Source organism: Paenarthrobacter sp. UW852, from assembly GCF_024608385.1.
In the GTDB taxonomy this organism is placed as follows: Bacteria; Actinomycetota; Actinomycetes; order Actinomycetales; family Micrococcaceae; genus Arthrobacter.
Genome location: NZ_JAMSGY010000004.1, coordinates 63,901 through 83,082, shown reverse-complemented (window position 1 = coordinate 83,082; position 19,182 = coordinate 63,901). Strand labels below are relative to the sequence as shown.

Sequence of the window (19,182 nt, the reverse complement as noted above, 5' to 3'; positions counted from 1 at the left end):
CACCCGAAGGAAGCCATGACCACCACCGCCCCGGACTTCTCCGCCCGCACCACCGTCTACTCGGAAGAACTCGAAGGATGGGGTGCCCTGCGGATCGTCCCGCTGGTCCCCAACGAGGACTTAGGGCTTGTCTTCGAGTGGGTGACCCAGCCCCGCGCCAGGTTCTGGGGAATGACCGAGCACACCTTTGAGGAGGTCCTAGGCATCTACGAATTCCTGGACTCACTGGAGACACACCACGCGTTCCTGGTGACCCTGGACGGGGAGGCACTGGCGTTGTTCCAGACCTACGAGCCCCTGCACGACCCCGTGGGCGAGGCGTACCCCGCCCGCGAGGAAGACATCGGCATGCACCTGCTGCTGGCTCCGGCCACGCGCCCCATCCCGCACTTCACGCCCCGGCTGGCCACGTCATTGATCAAGTACATGTTTTCCCTGCCGGGCAAGGACCGGATCGTTGTGGAGCCCGATGCCCGCAACGCCAAGGCCCTCCGTCGCCTCGAAGCAACATGCTTCGAGCTTGGACCCATCGTCCAGCTCGCGGAAAAGGAGGCACAGCTGGGTTTCCTCACCCGGGCGGGATTCGATGAAGTCCAGGACCGCGCCGCCCGTTAGCGCCAGACGAAGCTCCACGTCCCGGCGCCTACGGCGGCCAGCACAGCACCCGCTGCGATGACCACTCCGCCAAGGACCACCCAGATATCCAGCACCGAGTACGTGGATTCGCGCGCCCACGTCCGCTGGCCGCCGCCAAAGCCCCGCGCTTCCATGGTCACAGCCAACCGCGAAGCCCGCCGGACAGCCTGGACCAGCAACCCGAAGCTCTGGCCGAGGGTGGCTTTCAACCGCTGGAACGGGTTGCCTTGCGAACCGACACCCCGTGCACGGCGGGCCATGCCAATGGTCTGCCATTCTTCGGCCATGAGGCCCACCAAGCGCATGGCAGCGAGGGATCCCAGGACAAACCGGTGCGGCAGCTTCGCTTTCTGTGCCAAGGCATCGGCCAGGTCCGTGGGGTCGGTGCAGGTCATCAGGAGGATCGCCGGAAGGGCAATCGCCAGGCCGCGCAGCATGAAACCCAGCCCGAGCTCAAGGGAACCTTCGCTGATGGACCAGAGTCCGACGTCGAGCAGTACAGCGCCGCTATCAGCCGCCACGATCGCTGTGCTCCAGCCACCAATCGCCGCAGCGATGATCAACGGCCACGCCCGCTGCCACAAAAGCCGCAGCGTGAGCCCGGCAAGCGGGAACAGCGCCAGTTCGGCCACCAGCGCGGTGGTTGCCGAAACCCAGTCGATGGAGAGGGCCAGCACCAGCGAAATCAGGAAGACCGCGGCGAACTTGGCCAGCGGGTTCGCTGTGGTCAGCAGGGCGTGATTACCCCGCAGGTTCAATGCGTCCCTCATGCTGCACCGGCTTCCTGGCGGCTTGCTGCACGTGCCGCGGGGTTCAGGCGAAGCTCCGTGCCGCCCAGCACGGCACTGAACTCTTGGTCGTGGGTTACGGAGACCACAGCCGTTCCGGCGTCGAGCAACTCCGAAAGAAACGACGCCAGCTCGGCCCAAGTGTTCGCGTCCTGGCCGAACGTGGGCTCATCGAGGACAAGGACTTTGGGATGCGCGGCGAGCACCGTGGCCACCGAAAGCCTGCGCTTCTCGCCGCCGGACAGCGTGTACGGGTTCGCGTCCACCAGGTGGGTGAGCCGCAACCGCTCCAGCAGTTCGTCCACGCGTTCCTCGCCATGGCCAAGGTGCTTCGGACCAAACATCAGCTCATCTAGCACCTTGCCCGTGACAAACTGGTGCTCGGGCTCCTGAAACACTGTCCCGATGCGTGAAATCAGCTGGTCGGCCTTCCACTTGAACGGGTCGATCCCGGCCCCTTCTGAAAGCGCGACGGCGGCACTCACTTTGCCGTCCACCGGCGCCAAAAGGCCGGCCAGCGTGAGCGCGAACGTAGACTTACCGGCACCATTCGGACCAGTGACGGAGAGCGCTTGGCCCGCCCTGACCTGGGCGCTGACATCGGATTGCACAGCAACCGGAGGGATGGTCCGGAATCCCTTTCGGCGGGGCTTTTCTCGCGAGACTGCCACATCCTGGGCGGCAAGGAGCAGTTGCGCGGTGGCGGTTTCACTTCGCCGGGCACGGGTTGCCGGGACGTATCCGGGAACCCAGACGCCGGCTGCCATCAGCATGGTCCGGGCCTCGGACAGGACCTGCTCCGGCGCCCCGTCCAACAGGACGCCCGGAGTGCCGTTGCCGCCGGATCCTGGCTGCAACACCACAATCCGGTCCACCAGGTCCTTCCACACGGACACGCGGTGTTCCACCACAACGAGGGTGGCTCCGGTCTTGTCGAGGCAGCGGCCCACTGCGTCCCGCACCTCAAGGACCCCTGCCGGGTCCAGGTTGGCCGTTGGTTCGTCCAGCAGGATCAGCCCGGGCCGCATCGCCAAAATCCCCGCAAGCGCGAGGCGCTGTTTCTGCCCGCCGGACAGGGCCGCCGTCGGATGATCCAACGCCAGTCCGCCGCCGGCAGCGGTCCGCAACCCGACGTCGTCGAGCGCTTCATGGACGCGGGCCCAAATTTCCTCCCGCGGCACGGCCAGGTTCTCGGCGCCGAAGGCGACGTCGTCCCCCACGCGGGACAGGACAACCTGCGTTTCCGGGTCCTGTTGCATCAGGCCGGCGCGGCCGCGCTGCTCCCGGGGAGAAGCGCCGTCCAGCAGCAGCGAGCCGGTCTCGTCCGAGTCGTCTTCTTCGTCCCCCAACACCCCCGCGAGGGCATGCAGGAGCGTGGACTTGCCCGCACCCGAGGGGCCGAGCAGCAGCACCCGCTCCCCAGGTTCGATCCGGAGGTCAAGGCCTTGGATGGCTGGCGAGGTCCTGCCGGCGTGCCGCCATCCCCAGCCCTCGGCTGTGATGGCGGCAGGCCGGACGTGGCTGCCGCGTTCAATGACGGGCATCAGCTGAAGACGGGCTCCGAAGCGGCCTTGCGCGACGCGAAGGAACTAAGGACGCCGGTTTTCGCCAGGCCGCGGGTGGCAATCCATGACAGTGCGCCCGCAATGATCGCCCCGGAGATTGTGGTGAACGTGATGTAAGTGAGCTTGTCGATTGCCTCGTAGGCGATGTTCCAGCCCCAGGGAAGGAACGAGTCGTTGAGGCCGCAGAAGAGGCCCGCACCTGCACCGGCAAGGAGCGAGGTGGGCAGGTTGAACTTCTTGTAGAGGAACGCGGCGAAGATGAGCTCCGCGCCGAGGCCCTGAAGGACGCCGGAGATCAGTACGGTTGTGCCGTACTGGGAGCCCATGATGAGTTCGCCTGTGGCTGCAACGGACTCGCAGAACAGGGCGGCACCCGGCTTACGGATAATGAGCATGCCCAGGACCGCCGGAATCATCCAACCGCCAGCGATCAGGCCCGTCAGCGGCGGATACGCCGCGTTCATGGGGATGGATACCAGTGCGGCGCCTTGGGACCATGCCCAGAAAATCACGCCGCCGGCGATGGCGATCAAGGCTGCCACCACAATGTCTACAACACGCCAGTTATAACTGGTCTTCTTCACGCTTACCGTGGTCATTTTTCTGCCTCCTGAGTTACAGGAGGGGAAAGTGCTCCCCGGAATACCCGGCTGGCCTGCGCCGCCCGGTTCCGGACACTCTGAGAAGCTCGACTCCCTTGCGCCGGTACTAACCGGATCAGGTTCGAGGGTCTGCGGCTGTCCGCACTCTCAGCGCCCTCGCGGCTCCCGCATCTCTGCAGGTTCCGACGGCGGCGCTCCCCTGTCGTTATTAAATCTGCCCTGCTGGGCTGGTTCAGTTTACACCTGCACTCCGCGGTGGGGACTGCTGTCCGGTCACAATCCGGCCCACCCTCACCGTTGCAAGGCCCACTCAGCACCCTTGCCCCACGCTTTGGCACGCACACCAGGCCTCGCAACCCAACGAACGCGCCTTGCGAGGCCCACTCTGCGCCCTTTCCCCACGCTTTGGCACGCACACCAGGCCTCGCAACGGACCTGAGAGAATAATCCAGCAGCATCCAAAGCGAAGGGGCACACTTCATGACGGACCAACCCGGCTCTGGCCTCCCAGACAACGTTGACGTGGCTGAAGCACGCCTCGCCGCAAGCGTCATCCTGCTCCGCGATACCCCGTCCGGGCTCGAGGCGTTCGTCCAGCACAGGGTCAGCACCATGGACTTCGCCGCAGGAATGGTGGTTTTCCCGGGAGGACGCGTGGACCCCGCCGACCACTCCGGGTGGGACTACGCCCCCGAACTGCTCAGCAGCCATGCGGCGGACTGGCAGGCCAGCTCCATCGGTTCCGACGATGCCGCTGCCAAAACAGGAATGGTGCTCACAGCCGCGATCCGGGAGGTCCGTGAGGAAGCCGGGCTGAGCATCGACGCCAGTGACCTGCGCCCATGGGCCAACTGGATTACCCCGATCGACATGCCCAAGCGTTTCGACACGTTCTTCTATGTGGCCAGGCCCTCGACGGACAGGGAGCCCCACCACCAAACAACCGAAGCGTGGCAATCCCTGTGGATGCCCGTGGAGGGAATCCTCGCGGCAGAGGCAGCAGGCACCCTGAAACTGATGCCGCCCACCTTCTACCTCCTCAAGGAAATCGCCGGATACGGGACCGTCGATGCCATATGGTCGGCCGAGCACACTGTCGTCCCCGTCCTGGCGCCCGTGGGCTCCCTGGCCGCGTTCCTCAAGGAACGGGAAAGCCGCCGCTAGCGTTGCCGGTCCACGCGTTGCAGCTAGGCTGGTGGCATGAACCTCTTCTTCAAGCTGATCGGCGCCGGAGTGAGCCTCGGGGCGGGCTTCGTCGGAACAAAACTCGTCAACAAAGGGTGGGAAAAGGCCACAGGCAACAAGCCGCCCACAGGCAACGATGACATGGAAACGAGCCTTCGCTCCGCCCTCACCTTCGCCCTGATCTCGGCGTTCGTGAGCACACTCATCCAGGTGCTGGCCAGCAGGGGCACCCAGCGTGCCATCGCCCGCTTCGCGAAGTCCCAGGACATCGTCTAGCGCATCACCGTTTGAAGCAACGCGGGGTCACTTCCGGCCCATAAATCCCCCTGGGATGGGCCGGAAGTGACCCCGCGTTGGCTTTAACCCTCCGGGTCGACTTGCCCCGCAGCCGCCCTCTGAACGACGGCCTCAAGTTCGTCCTTGGTCAGCATCTCCCGGTGTCCGTGCTTGGTGCGGTACGCGGCCCGACCCACCATGTGTGCCGACACGGGCGCGGTCAGCAGCTGGAAAATCCATGCCACCAACAGCACGGGCCAAACCCACCAGGTCCGCATTTGCAGGCCGATGGCCGCCAGCATGAGGAACAAGCCCAGGACCTGCGGTTTGGTAGCAGCGTGCATGCGGCTCATCAGGTCAGGGAAACGCAGCAAACCCACCGCGGCACCGAGGGACATCAGCGCTCCCACCACCAGGAACACAGCGGTCACACCGTCGATGACGGCATCCACGCCGGTGGCATCAGGACTCATTGCTCTGTTCCCTCCGCTCAGCCACGAACCGGGCTACTGTCACCGAGCCAATAAAGCCGATCACGGCCAGCGCTACCAGCAGCATCAGGTTATTCAGGTGCCGGTTCACCGCCATGTCGATCGCCAAGGCTGCGCCGAGAATGGCCAGCAAAACGTCGGATGCCAAGACCCGGTCCAGCAGCGAAGGACCGATCGCGATCCGCACAATGGCGCCGGCAGCGGCCAGGCTAAGAATCACGGCCGTAACTATGAGGACGATTTCCTTCACAGGGCTGCCCCTTTCACGCCTGGACTGATCTCGGCTCCCAACGCCTGGACTTCCTCGCGGGTGCCCATGATGCGGATCAAGCCGGCTTCAATGTTCTGGACTTCCTGACGGATCTTTTCGATGTCAGCCTCTTGGTAAATGTTGAGCGCGTGCAGGTACAGAGTGGACGTCGACCGGTCCACTTCCACCACCAACGAGCCCGGAATCAGGGAGATGACGTGCCCTGTTGCCGTCACCATGAGGTCGGAATGGCTACGCAACGGAACGGCGACGACGGCGCTGCGCACCTTTGGCCCTTTGACCACAGCAAGGTACAGCACGAGGAAGCTCGCTGCCACCACTTTGGCGAGGAAGATCAGCGCGAACGGAATGGCGCGCAGCACGTTGAACCTGCCGCTGAGCTCAACGGGAGGCAGGTAGAAGAACTTTGCCACCAGGACCGCGATCAGAGCACCGAACAGCAGGTTGCCCGGGCTGAAATCCCGCCACAGGGCACCCCAGACGATGACCAGCCAGATGAGCAGCGGCAGTTCAGTACGGAAGGAGTTCGGTTTACGGCTCATTTGGCACCAGCCCTCTGCGGCAACGCCGGAATCTCCACCGAATCACCCAGGACGGAATGGATGTACGCCGAGCGGTCCAGCATGATCTCGGCCGAACCGTCTGCGAGGTGGAAGAGCGGCCCGGCAAACACCGTCAACGCCACCCCGAAAACCACCAGTCCCGCCGTCGAACCCACCATGGTGCGCGGGAGCACCCCGACGTTCCCACTGGCCAACAGCACAGGATCCGGGTATTCAGCGTCCTCGGGCTTGCGCCAGAAAGCCCTGTTCCAAACCCTGGCGATTGCCAACAAGGTCAGCAGGCTGGTGACCACGCCGCCGACCACCAAGGTGATGGCCAGCGGTGTGCCCAGTTCCACGCCTGCCTGCAGGAGGCCCAACTTGCCAAGGAAGCCGGAGAAGGGCGGTATGCCCGCCAAATTCATGGCTGGAACGAAGAACAAGAGGGCCAGCAGAGGCGAGAGTTTGGCCAAACCACCCACTCGGTCGATGGACGAACTGCCACCCCGGCGCTCGATAAGGCCCGTCACCAGGAACAGACTGGTCTGGACGGTGATGTGGTGCGCCACGTAGAAGACCGCGGCGCCCAGGCCTGCGACGGAACTCATGGCGAGGCCGAACACCATGTACCCGATGTGGCTCACCAACGTGAAGGACAGGAGACGCTTTATGTCGCTTTGGGCCAAAGCGCCCAAGATACCCACCACCATGGTCAGCAACGCCACCACCATCAAGGGGACGTTGAGGGTATCTCCCGGGAACAGCAACGTCTCGGTGCGGACCATGGCGTAAACGCCCACCTTGGTGAGCAAACCAGCGAACACCGCGGTAACGGGGGCCGGCGCTGTTGGGTAGGAGTCGGGAAGCCAGAAGGACAGCGGGAATACTGCGGCCTTGATGCCGAACGCCACCAGCAACATGACGTGCAGGAGGTTCTGGGTACCTTGGTCCAATTCGGCGAGCTTTACCGCAAGGTCGGCCATGGTGATGGTTCCAGTGGCACCGTAAATCATGGCGATGGCCACCAGGAACAACACGGACGACACCACTGAGACAACCACGTACGTGACGCCGGCCCGGATACGTGGCCCCGTCCCGCCCAAGGTCATCAGGACGTAGCTTGCCGTGAGCAGGATCTCGAAGCCAACGTAAAGGTTGAAGAGGTCGCCGGTGAGGAACGCGTTGGACACGCCTGCCACCAGGATCAGGTATGTGGGGTGGAAGATCGAGACCGGCGCTTCCTGGTCGCCATCAGCCATGCCCTGGCCGGTGGCGTAGATCAACACCGCGAGGCTCACCACGGTGGACACCACCAGCATCAGCGAGGAGAACTGGTCCACTACAAGGACGACGCCCCACGGAGGCAGCCAACCGCCCAGGGTTACGGACGTGGTGCCGCCGTTCCACACGGATACCAGGAGCAGGCACTCGAGCAAGAGGGTGGCGCTCAGGATGCCGATGCTCACCGCCCGCTGGGCTGAGTGGTGCCGGATCAACAGGAATGCGAGTGCTGCACCCAGGATCGGCAGGAGGACTGCTAGCGGCGACAGGCTCGCGAGATTCACGCGCTGCCTCCTTCCTGGGTGGTGCTGGTGTGCGGCTTTTCCGTGGCTTCCGGATGGCTCCGGTCCGTCGTCGTGATGGGCGTTACGGCGAACTCCGAGGTTTCCAAGGGAACAATGGCGTCGTCTTCGGCGTCGAAGCTCGGAGTCTTGGCCACGCGGACGTCCTCAAGGTCGTCCTGGATCTCGTCCTGGCGGGCCAGGACCCACGTCCGGTAGATGATGCCCAACATGAAGGCGGTCACCGCGAACGAGATCACGATAGATGTCAGGATCAGTGCCTGCGGCAAGGGATCACTGTAAGCATCGGGGTTCGTCTCCTTGCTGAACAGCGGTGCCAGCCCCGCGTAGCCTCCGGTGCTCAGGATCAGGATGTTGGTGGCATTGGCCAGCAACATCAAGCCCAACAGCACACGCGTCAGGCTCCGTTCAAGGATCAGGTAGATGCCGCAGGCGTAAAGCACGCCCATGACGATCAGCAGGGTCAGGTTGATACTCATGCGGTACCCTTCCCGGATGCGGCTGACTCGGCTGCTTCTTCGGCCAGTCCAGCTGCGTCTTCCTCTGCCAGCGAATTTTGGCCTTCAAAATGTTCGTCGATCTCGGCACCGAGACTACGGAGGACGTCAAGGGCCAAGCCCACCACCACGATGTACACGCCAATATCGAAAATTGTGGAGGTGACGAACTTGATGTTGCCGAACACCGGCAGCCAGAACTCGATAATCGCGCTTTGGAAAACCTGCCCGCCCAGGAAAAGCGGAACCACGCCGGAGGCCGCCGCCGTCGCAAGACCCGTCCCCAAGAGGGTTCCGGCGCTGACTGTCGCCGCCTCGCTCAACTCGAACCGCCCACCAGCCAGGTAACGGATGGTCAGGGCGAGTCCTGCGGTGAGACCGCCCGCGAAGCCGCCACCGGGCAGGTTATGCCCAGCCAGGAGAAGGTAGAGGGAGAACACGATCATCGAGTGGAAGATCAGCCGGGTCACCACTTCGAAGATGATCGAACGGCGCTCCGGTGCCAAGGTGCGGCCGGCCACGAGCCAGGCATCGCGGGTCACGCCGGTGAACTTTTTCGCCACGGCCAGCGTGGCATCGGCCCGGGAACCACGTTCGACGCCGGTGCGGCGCCCCACGCTGCCTTCGGGCACCGCTTCGGACGTCTTGATCCGGTCGCCACGGCTGCGGACGAAGATCAGGCTGGCGACACCCGTGGCGGCAATAGCCAACACGGAGATCTCACCAAAGGTGTCCCAGGCACGGATGTCCACGAGGGTCACGTTGACCACGTTCAATCCCCCGCCGCCTTCGTAGGCCAGGCGCGGGAAATCCAGGGAAACAGGCGTTGCCACGCGGGCGCCCATGGCGTAGATCGCGACGAAGATCATGGTGATGCCGAACGCTGCACCGATGATCACACGGATCACCCTGAGCCTGCCGCCGGTCCTGTCCCGCAGCTCCGCGGGGAGGCTGCGCATGGCCAGCACGAAGGCCACCAGCACAATGGTTTCCACCAGCATCTGCGTCAGGGCCAGGTCCGGGGCGCCCTGCAGCGCGAACATCAGGGCGATTCCGTAGCCCGTCACGGACACCATGAGCACGGCAAGGAAGCGCTTGTTGGCGCGAACGGCCGCAAGAGCTCCCACCACGATGCCTGCGCCGGCCACTATTTGCAGCGGGGAATTGGGGTCGATGAAGTAGATGCCCTCCGGCAAGGGCTTATTGGCCATGATCAGCGCCGTGGCCGGGACCGCGAACGCGACCGTCAGGATGACAGCCAGGTAGAAGTACAGCGAACCACGCTGGGTGCGGCCCGTGACCCACACAGCAATATCGTCCAAGGCGCCAATGGTGTTCTGGTAGGCGCGGTCGCCGTCCACCCAGTCCGGGACCAGGCCTTGGGCGCGGGAAACGAGATTGCGGCCGTAGAACATCGCGGCGCCGGCCGCGAACGTTATCGCTGTCAGACCCAAAGCCGGGGTGACGCCGTGCCACAAAGCCAAGTGTCCGGCGTCGACCGCGTCCGGACGGCCTGCGAACAATGCCGCGTAAGGCTGGATCCACGTATCCACCGGCACGGGCCACAGGCCGTAGGCGATCGTGAGCAGGCTCAAGATGGCGGGAGCTGCAAGGAACGCGGGTTTGATGGGCTTGAAAGGTGTGGGCTCCACACCGGGCTTCGTGGCGAAGGCTCCCCACATGAAGCGGGCGCTGTAGGCGAAGGTGAGGATCGATCCCACCACCAGGCCAACCAGTATCCAGATACCCCACGCCGGCGCGTCATGGCCCGTTCCGTAGTGGACGAACGCCTCAAAGACCGACTCCTTGGCCACGAAACCTGCCAAAGGCGGGACGCCGGCCATGGACGCTGCGGCGATTGCGGCCACAACACCCAATGCCCGTGAAGACCGGAATACACCGGAAAGCTTACGGATATCGCGTGTGCCGGATTGGTGGTCGATGATGCCAACCACCAAGAAGAGCGCCGCTTTGAACAGGCCGTGAGCCAGCAGAAGCCCGAGCCCCGCCAGCGCAGCATCGGGACGCCCGAGCCCCACCACCATAGTCAGGAAGCCGAGTTGGCTGACCGTGCCATAGGCGAGGATGAGCTTGATGTCGGTCTGCCTGAGCGCCCGGTAACCGCCAACAAGCATGGTGGCCAGGCCAAGCCCCAGGACCACGGGCAGCCAGAACTGCGATTCGGCAAACCCAGGGGCCAGACGGGCCACAATGTAGATGCCCGCCTTCACCATCGCGGCCGCGTGCAGGTAGGCGCTCACAGGAGTAGGTGCAGCCATCGCGCCAGGCAGCCAGAAGTGGAACGGAACCAGCGCCGATTTGGTCACCGCACCGGTCAGGACAAGCACGACGGCGGCAGCAACCGCCCCCTGCATGGGCCCGGCCATGAGGGACCCGGCTTGGTCCAGGATGGTTGAAATGCGGTACGTTCCCGCGGCCTGGCCCAGGATGATGAGGCCCACCAGCATGGCAAGGCCACCGGCTGTGGTGACCATCAGGGCTTGAAGCGCCGATCGGCGGGCGGCCAGGCGGGTCCGGGCGTAGCCGATCAAAAGGTAGGACAGGATGGTGGTGAGCTCCCAGAAGATGAAGAGCATCAGGAGGTCATCGGAGGTAACCAAACCGAACATGGCTCCCGCAAAGGCGAGGAGTTGGGCGCCGAATCCACCAAGATCGGGATCTTTGTCCTTGAAGTACCGGGCGCAATAGACCAGCACCAATGAACCCACCCCGAGGATCAGCAAGGACATCACCCACGCCAGCGGGTCCATGCGGAACGCGAGCTCAAGCTTCAGGGTGGGTATCCACGGGAGGATCTCTTCTATGCCGCCGGCGGAATATGCGGATTCATACTGGAAGAGCAGCCACACGAACCCGGCCGCGGGAACGGCAGCCAGGGCGTAGAACGCGTTCCTGCCCATTTTGCGGAAGATCAAGGGCGCCACAGTTGCCGCTACAAAGGTGATGGCGAGAACTGTGATCACTGTTTTCTCCGCAAAGTAAGGAACGAATTGTCAAAAGTTGGAGCAAGCGGTCATACGTTGGGTTCGGTTTATCCAGTTTATCAAGGGGCACGGACAGTCATATCCACATATGGTCTGTCATGCCAGCACTGTTCGCGTGCTCCCGATAGCATTCAAGCTATGAACGCGGCTGCAGTTCCCGAAACCCACCCATCGTCCGAGCTCGCCTCCGGTCCCGTCGCGTCAAAGAAGGGGCAAATCCTTGCTTGGGCCTCCTGGGATTGGGGTTCGGCAGCCTTCAATGCCGTGATGACCACCTTTGTTTTCACCGTCTACCTGACATCGAATGCTTTCGGCGGAGAAGACGCAGCGTCGGCGGCCCTGGGAGCCGCTTTGGCCATAGCGGGCCTCGCCATTGCCCTGCTCGCTCCGGTCACAGGCCAGCGGTCGGATGCGGGAGGTCGGCGCAAGCTGTGGCTCGGGGTCAACACTGCCGCCACTGCGGTCCTCACGGCGCTATGCTTCTTCGTCTTCCCCCGCCCGGAGTTTCTCTTGCTGGGCGTCTGCCTCATTGCACTGGCCAACATCTTCTTCGAGTTCGCAGGCGTCAACTACAACGCCATGCTGGCCCAGATCTCGACGCCGCGGAATATCGGCAAGGTCAGTGGCTTCGGATGGGGCATGGGATACCTCGGCGGAATCGTGGCGCTCCTGCTGGTGCTCCAACTCTTTGTCCAGCCGTCGTTTGAATGGTTCGGTGCGTCCACCCAGGACTCCCTCAACATCCGGCTCGTCGCGATCTTCTCGGCGCTCTGGTTTTTCATCTTCGCCCTGCCGGTCATGTTCGCGGTACCCGAAGTATCCGTGAAAAAAGAAGCCGCCTCACTGGGATTCTTCGCGTCCTACAAGTTGCTCATCCGGCGCATCGCGGCCATCTACCGGACCAGCCCCCACACCATCTACTTCCTGCTCTCCAGTGCCATCTTCCGCGACGGCCTGGCCGCAGTGTTCACCTTCGGCGGCGTCATCGCGGCGGGCACCTTCGGTTTTGAGCTCAAGGACGTCATCTTCTTTGCGATCTTCGGCAACGTTGTCGCAGCAGTCGGTGCCATCATCGGCGGCTTCCTTGACGACAGGATCGGTCCCAAGGCCGTCATCGTCCTGTCTTTGGTGGGCCTCCTCGTGGCAGGTACGCTCATCCTGGTCTTGGGCAACGGGGACTACGTGTTCTTCGGCAATGACTGGCCGGGGTCCGCCACGTTCTGGGTCTTCGGGCTGATGCTTTGCTTGTTCGTCGGACCTGCCCAGTCATCCTCACGCGCGTATTTGGCCAGGCTTGCACCAGCCGGCGAATCCGGTGAACTGTTCGGCCTCTACGCCACCACGGGACGTGCCGTGAGCTTCCTGGCTCCTACGCTCTTTACGCTCTGCATCGCCATTGCCTCTCCCCTTGTTGCGGAGGGCCAGGCCCAACGTTGGGGCATCCTTGGGATCATGGTGGTTCTCCTCGCCGGTCTGTTGGTGATCCTGCCCGTAAAGCCGCCCGCGAAAGTGGAAATAGCTGTGGTGCCAGAGCGTTAACTACATAGGACCGGCGGAGGGCAACCCCCACACCAGACCGGTTCCCAGAGTTAGGGTGTAGCTATGAATGTGGATGAGACTGAACTCCCGGGCCTTGGTGTCCGCAAGGATTTCGTCACGGCCTCCGGCCGGCGTATCGGCGTGGTGGAACTGCGGGAAGGTGAAACCCAACTCTTCGTCTCCACGTGGGACGACCCCGACACGTGCCAGGCGACCATACCCCTGACAGCCGATGAAGCAGCCGCCCTGGGCAACCTCCTCGGCGGCCAGCACATCGCCATGCGCCTGGCCGAAGCCCACCGCGAGGTCCCGGGCATCGTCACCCGGCAATTCTCCATCACCCCGGATTCGCCCTTCGTCAACCAGCCCATGGGCAAAGCCCAGGTTCGTACCCGCAGTGGCGTTTCCATCGTCGCAATCATGCGGGAAGGCGAGGTCGTCCCCTCGCCCGCGCCCGACGTCGTACTCCACACCGGTGACTTACTTGTAGCAGTCGGCACGCAGGAAGGTCTTGACTCAGCAGCCGACATCCTGCGTAACGGCTAACCCGGATGGATCCGCTGGCCCTAGCCCTCGTTGAACTGGGGGCCGTCGTCTTCTGCCTCGGTCTCCTGGCTCGGTTAGCGGGTCGGATTGGTATGTCGCCCATTCCGCTCTACCTTGTGGGCGGCTTGGCCTTCGGTGCCGGCGGGTTCGTCAAGCTGGACGGCATGCACGAGTTCTCGCACCTCTCCGGCGAAATCGGCGTCATACTGCTCCTGCTGATGCTCGGACTGGAATACACGGCATCAGAGCTCGTTACCGGGCTGAGGCGCTCCTGGCAGGCCGGCGTCCTGGACTTCATCCTGAACTTCATTCCTGGAGCCGGCATAGCTGTCCTCCTGGGGTGGGGCCTGGTTGGCGCCATTGTCATGGGCGGCGTCACATACATCTCATCGTCTGGCATTGCAGCGAAAGTCATCACCGACCTGGGCCGCATCGGTAACCGCGAGACGCCGGTGGTGCTGTCCATCCTGGTGTTCGAGGACCTCGCCATGGCCATCTACCTCCCCATCCTCACCGCGATCCTTGCCGGTGTCGGCTTTCTGGGCGGACTGCAGACCGTGGGCATCGCCCTGGCAGTGGTCACGGTGGTGCTCGTAATCGCCCTCAAGCACGGCCACCGCGTGTCCCAAGCAATCCACAGCGAAAACTCCGAGGTGTTCCTTCTCAACGTGCTGGGTCTCGCCCTCTTGGTCGCGGGCATAGCCTCGGCATTGCAGGTATCGGCTGCTGTGGGCGCCTTCATGTTGGGCATCGCGATCTCGGGGGCGACCGCCCACAACGCCGTCCGGATCCTGGAACCCTTGCGGGACCTTTTCGCGGCCATCTTCTTCGTGGCATTCGGGCTCAACACAGACCCCACGTCCATCCCACCTGTGCTCGGGTGGGCCCTGATCCTGGCCGTGGTGACCACCCTCACCAAGATGCTCACGGGATTCTGGGCTGCGAAACGTGCCGGCATCGCGGTGCCTGGTCGATTCCGCGCAGGGGCAGCGCTGATCGCACGCGGCGAGTTCTCCATCGTCATCGCAGGCCTCGCCGTCACGTCCGGGGCAGTCCCAGGCCAGGTCGCCGCTCTCGCCACGGCCTACGTCCTCATCATGGCCATCCTCGGTCCGCTGGCGGCACGGTTCGTCGAACCCGTGGTCAAGGTGTTCCGCAAAACCCCAGGAGCCCCACCCCGCCGCCCCGAGCGCGCCCCCGCCTAAGCCATCCCCGCCCCCACCCTCCCTATTCCGCCGAGGGGCGACATCTCAACCTCCCCTCCCGTCGAGGGGCGACGTCTCGGCTGAATGAAGCCCGCGAAAGAGTCGAAAGCTAACCCCTCGGGGACCATCCACCACGGATGAGGGCCTCCCGGATGAGCCGGGCAACGCCGTCGTACCCATGCTCGCTAACTTGCTCGACCGTAATCACCACGGAGATCCAGCCGTTTTCTGCGAGCAAAGCCTCTCGTCTGCGGTCGAATTCCTTCTGCGCGGCGCTGAGGTGATGACCGCCGTCGTAATTTATTGCGACTTTGAACTCCGGAAAGGTGAGATCGGGCCACACCACTTCCCGGCCAAAGGGGTCGCGAACGACGTAGCTCAGCACCGGTTCGGGCAGGAACGCGCGGCCAATGGCGAGTCGCAGCCTTGTCTCGGGGGCGGAATCGGCTCCCACGCGTGCCAATTCCAGCGCCGCACGTGCTTTCCGAATGCCTCGTGCGCCGCGATGCCGATCGACCTGGGCCTTCAAATCCTCGGCAGAACAGAACGGCACCCTGTTATGCCCAAAGCTTCGCGTCTGCCGACAGATGAAATGATCCGCGGCCGCGACGAGGTCCTCGAAGGGAAGCACCGCGGCGAGATCGAGCCACGTCCTGGCAGGACTGGTGACAGGAATGCCGTCCACTTCGCAAACATCCCCACGCGATAGAACCATCCGGTGGCCTCGAACCCCCTTGCGCTGGGGTCGAAAACTGCCGTCAAGCCTGGTCAAATGCACCAGGAGGTCGTGCTGGGAATCCCACGGCAACGGGCAACCCCACAGTGTCGCCGCGGTTTCACGGCAGCACACTGCACCCTCACTTAGAGCCGTAAGGAGCCGGGCTGTATGCGCGGGATCCTGCGCCTGGCCCCATGGAACGCGAACTCCCCTGCTGGCAACGCGGAGATCAGCGTTCCACGCCCGGTGGTCCGGGAGGGCGGCAGCTCGTTGTTCGGCGAGCGTGAACGAACGTCCTTGAAGTTTAGGCGGAAGCGGCGGAGTGATCCTCATCAGCCATTGTTGGCACGTTTGAGCAGCACCTATGGGGTTACCCACAGTGTGGAGGGATAGTGGGGCCTTGGGACCTCATCGAAGGGTGAGATCTCGGGAGAAAGCACCACCCAAAGGGCCGAGAGCTAACCCCTCAGCGCCGACGAAAGACGCGAGAGCTAACCCCTCGACGCAATGGAACTAGATGGACGTCCGGTGGAAGTTCTGGTGGCTGCGGCTGGCGGTGGGACCGCGCTGGCCCTGATAGCGGTTGCCGTATTCGCCGGAGCCGTAGGGGTGCTCGGCGGACGACGTGAGCCGGAAGAAGCAGAGCTGGCCGATCTTCATGCCCGGCCACAGCTTGATGGGGAGAGTGGCGACGTTCGACAACTCCAGGGTCACGTGCCCGGAAAATCCGGGGTCGATGAAGCCGGCAGTGGAGTGCGTCAGCAGCCCGAGACGGCCCAGGGACGACTTTCCTTCGAGGCGCGCGGCGATATCGTCCGCCAGGCTGACTGTTTCGTAGGTGGAGCCCAGTACGAACTCGCCGGGGTGCAGGATGAAGGGTTCGTCGCCTTCGACCTCTACCAGCCGCGTCAGTTCCGGCTGTTCTTCGGCGGGGTCAATGTGGGCGTACTTGTGGTTGTCGAACAGCCGGAAGAACCGGTCAATCCGGACGTCCACGGAAGACGGCTGGACCATCGCAGGGTCGTACGGTTCAAGAACAATCCGTTGGGAGTCTATTTCGGCACGAATATCGCGGTCAGAGATCAGCACAGCATCAAAAATACCCCATGCACCAAATACCCGATGCATTGTCCGGGCCGCCCCATGGGACTATAGTTCCCGGACATGTAGAACCGCGCCCGTACCTGGGGGCATCGAGCATTCGCGGGGTAATTGTGAAAAAACTGGCAGCGCCTGCCGCTATTGTGCTGGCCGGAGCGCTGGCCTTGTGCGTGGCTGCTTCAAGCCAGCTCCTCCCGGCCACCCAAACCGTCCCTGACGGCACGGCTTCTTCAGCCGGCGTCCCGTCGGGACTGAACGCCCCGGAAGCGAGCACGACGGCGGACCCGGCACCGATCGCCGACCCTGTACCTTCCGAAGCCCCTCCAGTAGCCGGCAGCGCCGATGATCCCGCAAGCATTCCGGCTGCGGAACCAGCTGGCGGCGGTGGGCCGGTGGCGATTGATCCAGTGTTCGAGACGCCGCCGCCGGTACCGAACATCGGCCCGTCGTGGGGACCGGACAACCCCAGTGTCCCGGATACCGGCATCACTGACCCTCCCTCAGCGGATGCTGAGCCCGCACCAAGGGACACCACATCCGCCGTGGTACCCGATCCCGCGCCAACGGCTCCCGCTATCGGACCGGTTCCACATCAGACGCCGACTCCAACGCCGTCCGCTGCAACAACGCCAAGCCCCGCGCCGTCGGTCCCTACCCAGACTCCAAGCCCATCGCCGTCGGCTGCAACAACGCCGTCCGCCCCTACCCAGACGCCAAGCCCAACGCCGTCGGTGGTAACCCCGAAACCGACATCACCCACGACAACCCCAACCCCCTTCCCTGGCAAGGCACCCAGCGAGTCAACCGGACCCGACAATGGAGCATTGGCGCTCCTTCCTGACAGCAATGCGGCCGCGATCCTGACGGTCTTCAACGCGATCAACAGCTACCGCGCGTCCCTCGGCTTGGCACCGGTGAAGTACCACGCAACGGTGGCAAGCCTGGCCCAGGAGTGGTCCAACAACATCGCGACCCGCGAAGTGATCCAGCACCGTCCCAATTTCTGGACCGACCCCCGGGCACTCAACCCGAACAACGGCGCGGGCGAAGTCATCGCAGTCCGCTGGGACCGTGACGCCGCGCAGCTTGTGGAGTGGTGGAAGCAGTCACCGGGCCACGATGCCCTCCTCCGGGATCCGCGGTTCAACGTGATGGGCATTGGCATCACGTACACGGACGGCAACTGGCAGACCACGCCGAACCGATACACGATTTGGGGTGTGGTGAACTTCTTTGGCTACACCACCCTCCCGGCGGGGACCACCACACGGCCCGGGGGAACGGTCACACCGCCCACCGATCCGGTGGCTGTGTGCCAACCCGACAACAAATACCAACCCCCAACCGTGAACTTGAGCAAAGCATCCATCCGCAGTGCGGCCGATCTTGTCTCCATTTCCGGGAACGGCTCCGTGGTGGCTTACCCGTCCTTGGGCGGCGGCCGCTACGGTGCGGGCAGAACGATTGGTAGTGGGTTCACCGGCATCAAGGACCTCTTCATTGTGGACTGGGACCGTGATGGCGTATTCGACCTCGTCTCGCAGAGGATCGATGGCGCCCTCTTGGTGTTCCCCGGCCTCCAGGCCGGTGGTTTCAAGCCGCCGATCACGTTGGGCCAGGGATGGGGGACGCTCAACATTGCAATCGGCACATGGTGCGCCAACAACAGGCTCCCCCAGATTGTGGCCATGGACTCCGGCGGCAACTTGTATTTGTACAGAAACGCGGGCTTGGGCCCCATAAAGACGCAGTCCGCCATCGGTACCGGCAACCCAGCGATCCGTCTGAGCATGGTGGACTACAACGCGGATGGCTTCCAGGACCTCCTGACCACCGAGGCCAACGGCACCTTGCGGCTCTATCGCGGCAGCGGCCTGGGCACTCCGAAACAGGAATCACGGCCGGCAGTCGGCGCAGCCTGGACCGACTACACGGGATTGCGCGCCCTGCGGGGTGTCACAGGGCCCGATTCGGTGGGGATCGCCGGCTTGGACCGCAACGGAGTGGTGGAATATTGGGACCTGACTACCGGGCGTCTCACAACCCCCGTGACCATCGGGGTTGGTTGGGGCGGACTGAAGTTCGCGCAGTAGACCAGTTTGGGGCACCCAAGGCTGGCTACCGCCGTCGTGAATTAACGCGGCCTAAGCCGCCGAGCGCGACTCAATCACTGTTTTGAGCCGTTCCAGCTGGGCTACTTCGCTTTCCATGGTCTTCTGGATCATGCCATTCATCAGCTTCTGCAGGCCCTTGGGGTGGTATTCCAGCGCGAAGCGGAGGCGCGTGGTGGCGCCCTCGGTGCTGAGGTAATAACCCCCGGTGGGTTTCGCCGGTCCGTTGACTACCTCAAAGCGGACTTCAGCGCCGGGTCGGGCGTCGGTGATTTTGAAGTCGGCGGCAATCGGGCGGCCACCGGGCCCGGTGAGCGTCTGCTGGTACACAGCACCCTTTTCTCCGCGAATTCCGGATCGGAGCGAGATGCTGCGAACACCTGACCGCCAGAGGGAATTGTTGGTGCCATCCATCAGGAACTGGAAAACAGTCATGGCATCCTTGTTGATCACCACTTCATGGGCTGCGAATGCCACGGAAACCTCTTTCGGCGCACGGTTCAATTGTCGTAGCCGGGTTC

20 protein-coding genes and 1 riboswitch are annotated in these 19,182 nt (G+C 63.7%); of the genes, 7 read left to right on the top strand and 13 right to left on the bottom strand.

Translation table 11 applies throughout. The features are described from left to right. Window positions 1-15: 15 nt before the first annotated feature. The gene (locus tag NEK97_RS08525) at window positions 16-615 is read left to right on the top strand and encodes a GNAT family N-acetyltransferase (protein WP_257369367.1); all 600 of its coding nucleotides are present in this window, start codon (window positions 16-18) and stop codon (window positions 613-615) included. Here NEK97_RS08525 and NEK97_RS08520 read toward each other — a convergent pair. Genes NEK97_RS08520 through NEK97_RS08510 form a run of 3 tightly spaced genes read right to left on the bottom strand, consistent with a single transcriptional unit; the run spans window position 612 to window position 3,588 of the window. Beyond that, entirely contained in the window at window positions 612-1,406 is a 795-nt protein-coding gene (locus NEK97_RS08520) for an energy-coupling factor transporter transmembrane protein EcfT (RefSeq protein WP_257369366.1), read from the bottom strand. The genes NEK97_RS08525 and NEK97_RS08520 overlap by 4 nt on opposite strands. Further along, window positions 1,403-2,968, bottom strand: coding sequence for an ABC transporter ATP-binding protein (locus tag NEK97_RS08515; protein WP_257369364.1), 1,566 nt, complete (start codon window positions 2,966-2,968; stop codon window positions 1,403-1,405). Before NEK97_RS08515 ends, NEK97_RS08520 begins: the two co-directional genes overlap by 4 nt. Further along, window positions 2,968-3,588 carry an ECF transporter S component gene (locus NEK97_RS08510; protein ID WP_235517858.1) on the bottom strand — a complete coding sequence of 207 codons (621 nt, stop codon included), beginning with the start codon at window positions 3,586-3,588 and terminating at the stop codon, window positions 2,968-2,970. Before NEK97_RS08510 ends, NEK97_RS08515 begins: the two co-directional genes overlap by 1 nt. A 77-nt stretch (window positions 3,589-3,665) precedes the next feature. After that, window positions 3,666-3,802, bottom strand: a riboswitch (TPP riboswitch). Window positions 3,803-4,071: 269 nt separating this feature from the next. Here NEK97_RS08510 and NEK97_RS08505 point away from each other — a divergent pair. Further along, window positions 4,072-4,755, top strand: coding sequence for an NUDIX hydrolase (locus tag NEK97_RS08505; protein WP_257369363.1), 684 nt, complete (start codon window positions 4,072-4,074; stop codon window positions 4,753-4,755). 36 nt (window positions 4,756-4,791) lie between these two features. Further along, window positions 4,792-5,052, top strand: a complete 261-nt coding sequence (locus tag NEK97_RS08500) for a DUF4235 domain-containing protein (RefSeq protein ID WP_257369362.1) — start codon at window positions 4,792-4,794, stop codon at window positions 5,050-5,052. 83 nt (window positions 5,053-5,135) lie between these two features. Here NEK97_RS08500 and mnhG read toward each other — a convergent pair whose 3' ends face one another. From mnhG to NEK97_RS08470, 6 genes are read right to left on the bottom strand one after another with little or no spacing between them, the layout of a single operon-like run. After that, window positions 5,136-5,525, bottom strand: coding sequence for a monovalent cation/H(+) antiporter subunit G (mnhG, locus tag NEK97_RS08495; protein ID WP_257369361.1), 390 nt, complete (start codon window positions 5,523-5,525; stop codon window positions 5,136-5,138). Further along, window positions 5,515-5,793: a monovalent cation/H+ antiporter complex subunit F gene (locus tag NEK97_RS08490; protein WP_211713617.1), complete on the bottom strand. Its 279-nt coding sequence runs from the start codon at window positions 5,791-5,793 to the stop codon at window positions 5,515-5,517. The genes mnhG and NEK97_RS08490 overlap by 11 nt, the downstream gene beginning before the upstream one ends. After that, on the bottom strand, window positions 5,790-6,356 hold the full coding sequence (locus NEK97_RS08485) for a Na+/H+ antiporter subunit E (RefSeq protein WP_257369360.1): 567 nt from the start codon (window positions 6,354-6,356) through the stop codon (window positions 5,790-5,792). Before NEK97_RS08485 ends, NEK97_RS08490 begins: the two co-directional genes overlap by 4 nt. Next, on the bottom strand, window positions 6,353-7,921 hold the full coding sequence (locus NEK97_RS08480) for a Na+/H+ antiporter subunit D (protein WP_257369359.1): 1,569 nt from the start codon (window positions 7,919-7,921) through the stop codon (window positions 6,353-6,355). Before NEK97_RS08480 ends, NEK97_RS08485 begins: the two co-directional genes overlap by 4 nt. Then, window positions 7,918-8,418 carry a Na(+)/H(+) antiporter subunit C gene (locus tag NEK97_RS08475; RefSeq protein ID WP_257369358.1) on the bottom strand — a complete coding sequence of 167 codons (501 nt, stop codon included), beginning with the start codon at window positions 8,416-8,418 and terminating at the stop codon, window positions 7,918-7,920. Before NEK97_RS08475 ends, NEK97_RS08480 begins: the two co-directional genes overlap by 4 nt. Beyond that, a complete protein-coding gene (locus tag NEK97_RS08470; RefSeq protein ID WP_257369357.1) occupies window positions 8,415-11,420 on the bottom strand; it encodes a Na+/H+ antiporter subunit A in 3,006 nt (1,001 codons plus the stop codon). The genes NEK97_RS08475 and NEK97_RS08470 overlap by 4 nt, the downstream gene beginning before the upstream one ends. A gap of 159 nt (window positions 11,421-11,579) precedes the next feature. Here NEK97_RS08470 and NEK97_RS08465 point away from each other — a divergent pair, with 159 nt between their 5' ends. The 3 genes from NEK97_RS08465 (at window position 11,580) to NEK97_RS08455 (ending at window position 14,731) form a co-directional block, all read left to right on the top strand. Beyond that, complete coding sequence (locus NEK97_RS08465) at window positions 11,580-12,980, top strand: MFS transporter (RefSeq protein ID WP_257369356.1); 1,401 nt, start codon at window positions 11,580-11,582, stop codon at window positions 12,978-12,980. Window positions 12,981-13,043: 63 nt separating this feature from the next. Next, entirely contained in the window at window positions 13,044-13,526 is a 483-nt protein-coding gene (locus NEK97_RS08460; RefSeq protein ID WP_211713611.1) for a cation:proton antiporter regulatory subunit, read from the top strand. 5 nt (window positions 13,527-13,531) lie between these two features. After that, a complete protein-coding gene (locus NEK97_RS08455) occupies window positions 13,532-14,731 on the top strand; it encodes a cation:proton antiporter (protein ID WP_257369354.1) in 1,200 nt (399 codons plus the stop codon). 109 nt (window positions 14,732-14,840) lie between these two features. Here NEK97_RS08455 and NEK97_RS08450 read toward each other — a convergent pair whose 3' ends face one another. From NEK97_RS08450 to NEK97_RS08440, 3 genes are all read right to left on the bottom strand, one after another. Next, window positions 14,841-15,416 carry an endonuclease domain-containing protein gene (locus NEK97_RS08450; RefSeq protein ID WP_257369353.1) on the bottom strand — a complete coding sequence of 192 codons (576 nt, stop codon included), beginning with the start codon at window positions 15,414-15,416 and terminating at the stop codon, window positions 14,841-14,843. Window positions 15,417-15,962: 546 nt separating this feature from the next. Further along, entirely contained in the window at window positions 15,963-16,538 is a 576-nt protein-coding gene (gene dcd, locus NEK97_RS08445; RefSeq protein WP_011776299.1) for a dCTP deaminase, read from the bottom strand. A gap of 604 nt (window positions 16,539-17,142) precedes the next feature. Next, complete coding sequence (locus tag NEK97_RS08440) at window positions 17,143-17,310, bottom strand: hypothetical protein (RefSeq protein ID WP_257369350.1); 168 nt, start codon at window positions 17,308-17,310, stop codon at window positions 17,143-17,145. 64 nt (window positions 17,311-17,374) lie between these two features. Between NEK97_RS08440 and NEK97_RS08435 the strand changes: the two genes are divergently transcribed. Further along, window positions 17,375-18,643 carry a CAP domain-containing protein gene (locus tag NEK97_RS08435; RefSeq protein ID WP_257369349.1) on the top strand — a complete coding sequence of 423 codons (1,269 nt, stop codon included), beginning with the start codon at window positions 17,375-17,377 and terminating at the stop codon, window positions 18,641-18,643. 51 nt (window positions 18,644-18,694) lie between these two features. On the opposite strand, the gene NEK97_RS08430 is transcribed toward NEK97_RS08435, so the two are convergent. Next, window positions 18,695-19,138: an SRPBCC family protein gene (locus NEK97_RS08430; protein WP_235517880.1), complete on the bottom strand. Its 444-nt coding sequence runs from the start codon at window positions 19,136-19,138 to the stop codon at window positions 18,695-18,697. Window positions 19,139-19,182: the final 44 nt, after the last annotated feature.

Excerpts from the sequence above, each read along its gene's own strand:
- NEK97_RS08525 (WP_257369367.1), top strand. The coding sequence starts at position 16 with ATGACCACCACCGCCCCGGACTTCTCCGCCCGCACCACCGTCTACTCG.
- NEK97_RS08520 (WP_257369366.1), bottom strand. The coding sequence starts at position 1,406 with ATGAGGGACGCATTGAACCTGCGGGGTAATCACGCCCTGCTGACCACA.
- NEK97_RS08515 (WP_257369364.1), bottom strand. The coding sequence starts at position 2,968 with ATGCCCGTCATTGAACGCGGCAGCCACGTCCGGCCTGCCGCCATCACA.
- NEK97_RS08510 (WP_235517858.1), bottom strand. The coding sequence starts at position 3,588 with ATGACCACGGTAAGCGTGAAGAAGACCAGTTATAACTGGCGTGTTGTA.
- NEK97_RS08505 (WP_257369363.1), top strand. The coding sequence starts at position 4,072 with ATGACGGACCAACCCGGCTCTGGCCTCCCAGACAACGTTGACGTGGCT.
- NEK97_RS08500 (WP_257369362.1), top strand. The coding sequence starts at position 4,792 with ATGAACCTCTTCTTCAAGCTGATCGGCGCCGGAGTGAGCCTCGGGGCG.
- mnhG (WP_257369361.1), bottom strand. The coding sequence starts at position 5,525 with ATGAGTCCTGATGCCACCGGCGTGGATGCCGTCATCGACGGTGTGACC.
- NEK97_RS08485 (WP_257369360.1), bottom strand. The coding sequence starts at position 6,356 with ATGAGCCGTAAACCGAACTCCTTCCGTACTGAACTGCCGCTGCTCATC.
- NEK97_RS08475 (WP_257369358.1), bottom strand. The coding sequence starts at position 8,418 with ATGAGTATCAACCTGACCCTGCTGATCGTCATGGGCGTGCTTTACGCC.
- NEK97_RS08465 (WP_257369356.1), top strand. The coding sequence starts at position 11,580 with ATGAACGCGGCTGCAGTTCCCGAAACCCACCCATCGTCCGAGCTCGCC.
- NEK97_RS08460 (WP_211713611.1), top strand. The coding sequence starts at position 13,044 with ATGAATGTGGATGAGACTGAACTCCCGGGCCTTGGTGTCCGCAAGGAT.
- NEK97_RS08455 (WP_257369354.1), top strand. The coding sequence starts at position 13,532 with ATGGATCCGCTGGCCCTAGCCCTCGTTGAACTGGGGGCCGTCGTCTTC.